The sequence below is a fragment of the Candidatus Protochlamydia sp. W-9 genome, from assembly GCF_001950615.1.
GTDB classification, from domain to species: domain Bacteria; phylum Chlamydiota; class Chlamydiia; order Chlamydiales; family Parachlamydiaceae; genus Protochlamydia; species Protochlamydia amoebophila.
Window position 1 is genome coordinate 1 of record NZ_BCPZ01000351.1, and the last position, 2,741, is coordinate 2,741.

General features: G+C 31.6%; 3 protein-coding genes. 1 reads left to right on the top strand and 2 read right to left on the bottom strand.

The genetic code is table 11. From position 1 onward, the window contains the following. Positions 1–218 (top strand): integrase core domain-containing protein (locus BU804_RS09795; protein WP_143298984.1); only part of this gene is annotated, 218 nt, incomplete at its 5' end. A 102-nt stretch (positions 219–320) separates the two neighbouring features. Here the strand turns inward: BU804_RS09795 and BU804_RS09800 are convergent. Beyond that, the gene (locus BU804_RS09800; RefSeq protein ID WP_079988700.1) at positions 321–1,064 is read right to left on the bottom strand and encodes an amino acid kinase family protein; all 744 of its coding nucleotides are present in this window, start codon (positions 1,062–1,064) and stop codon (positions 321–323) included. A gap of 25 nt (positions 1,065–1,089) precedes the next feature. After that, positions 1,090–2,574: a nicotinate phosphoribosyltransferase gene (locus BU804_RS09805; protein ID WP_075883926.1), complete on the bottom strand. Its 1,485-nt coding sequence runs from the start codon at positions 2,572–2,574 to the stop codon at positions 1,090–1,092. Positions 2,575–2,741 lie beyond the last annotated feature (167 nt).

Here is a 2,741-nt window from a genome sequence, read left to right on the forward strand (position 1 = left end):
AGCCAATGCAAAATGGTTACATTGAAAGTTTCAATGGAAAGCTTCGTGATGAATGCTTAAATGAAAATTGGTTTTTAAATGTTAAGGATGCTCGTAGCACGATTGAAAAGTGGCGCGAAGACTATAATGAGTATCGTCCTCATACAAGTTTAAAGGGTCTAAGCCCAAAACAATTTATTAGAAGTTTAAGTGAAAATAACAAGAAATTAATAGCTTGAATCTCTATTTAACTCTGGATGGAATCAGGGGGCAAGGTCAACTAAAAAAATTTAAAATTAGCCAATATTTTTTTTAAATACAAGAAACTAAAATTTGTAATTTTATGCATGTATAAAAGTGCCCTCTAATGTGTTATGCAATCCGTAAAGAGAACAGACTCTAAGTTTTACATTATACTTTTCTGCATACTTAATTGCTTTTTCGCAAATTACATGATGACTTCCCTGCCTAATAAGAGATAATGCTTCAAAGTAATTTAGGTACGCAATTGCTTTATTATTCAAACAATCAGATAAGTTTGAAGGAGAATATATACCAGAAACATCTTTATAAAATTCTATAGTATCTGCATTTAATGCTGCGCCAATAGCAACTGCGGTTAAGTCTGAACCTCCACGACCTAAAGAGACTACTTCATCATTTAGATTAACACCTTGAAATCCTGTGAGGATTGGTATAGTTCCCTCATTCATTAATTTTAACACAAGTTTTGATGAAACAGCTAAAATATTTCCATCTGTAAAATTAGAATCCGTTAAAATTCCAGCTTGCTTACCAGTCAAACTAATAGCAGGGATTTTTATATCATTAAGTGCTATAGCTAATAATGATGCAGAAATCACTTCTCCTGTAGTTACTAATGCATCTAATTCTCGTAAAGAAGGAGATTTGGAGACATACTTTGCTAATCCAAGTAGGTTTTCTGTAGTCTTGTACATTGCTGATACAACGATACAAATATGACATTCTCGTTTTTTTCTTTCAGCAATTGAATGAGCTATTTCATGAAAACTCTCAATAGAATTGATGACACTTCCACCAAATTTTAATACTACCGTTTTCATTTTATGATTCCTAAATATGAATGAACTACTTTAATGTTCGGTCTCGAATATTTTTTATCAAATTCATTTTTAAATTGTGCAAGGATTCTTCTATACCAACCTCATATAAATGAGGGTTTAAAATTTTTTTTACCTCATTTGAGAATCCAGATAACTCTCTTTGAGTTGTTTGACGAATTTCATTTAAGCTAGGCTGTTCATAAATACGTTTCCCACTTCTAAAAATAGGTTGTAAAAGATCTCTGCTGAATAAGCCTTTTTTTAAGATTTTTTGCTTAGTAAAGTCCGAACAATCAACAATTCTGCAATATTCAGTTGGAACTTGATCAATATCGTAAATCACATCTCCAATATTTCCTATATCCGAATAATATCTGCGAACCTGTAAAATACCTGGATTAGATACCTTCATCATTTGTTCAGAAAGCTTCAACTTATATCTCCATTTGTCTCCTAAATTGCGAATAGCGGATAATTTGTACACACCATCTAAAGCTGATTGATTTTTTCCAGTGACAAGACTAGTACCAACTCCCCAATTAGTGATCTGAGCATTTTGCCTTTTAAGTTCACTGATAATGTCTTCGTCTAGGTCATTACTAGCAATGATTTTTGTGTCTGTAAATCCTTCCTGATCAAGTAAACTACGACATTTAATACTTAAGTCAGCTAAATCGCCAGAATCTAAACGTATTCCTAACATTTTTTTTCCCTGACTTTTTAACCAATTTCCTACTTGAATTGCTTTTTTCACACCTTCAAGCGTATTATAGGTATCAACGAGAAAAATACAATTATCCGGTAATACTCTGGCATATTCCTGAAAAGCATCTAGTTCTTCATCAAATATCATAATCCAACTATGAGCTTGTGTTCCTATCAACGGAATACCGAATATTCTTCCAGCTGCTACATTGGAAGTTCCTTGGCAACCTCCTATATAAGCCGCACGACTAGCAATGAGAGATCCATCAATCCCTTGTGCTCTTCGCAATCCGAATTCAAAAACAGGTTCTCCGCCTGCCGCTATATTAATACGCGCTGATTTTGTCGCAATAAGCGAAGAAAAGTTTATTAAATTTAAAAAAATGCTCTCTAAAAGTTGACATTCGATTAATGGTCCTTGAATCCTTAATAGAGGTTCGTAAGGAAAGACTACTGTGCCTTCTGGCATAGCATCAATATTTCCTGAAAATCGTAATTTCGATAGATAATCTAGAAATTCAGAAGAAAAATAGATTTCATTATTAGAATTACGCATTTGTTCTAGATAAGCTAAATCACTTGGATCGAAATGAAAATTATCAAGTAGATCTATTACGTATTCTAACCCAGCAGCAATTGTAAAACCTCCTTGAAAGGGGGACTTACGAAAAAACAAATGAAATACGGCTTCTTGGTTTTGTAACTTTGTTTTCCAAAAACTATATGCCATTGTTAATTGATAAAAATCAGTTAAGATTGGGATAGATTGTTTATAATAATTAAAAATAGGTGCATTTTTTTGCATATGAATCTCATAAGTTTTAAAAAAATTTATTTTAATGCTATAGAATATTTTTTTCACTTTTTTTATCGTATTGGTTATTTTGATTTTTAGAAAATTTCTTTATATATTAAATTTTTTCTTGAGATTTTCATAATGTTAATTTAAAATTTTTTATTTGAATTCTAAAG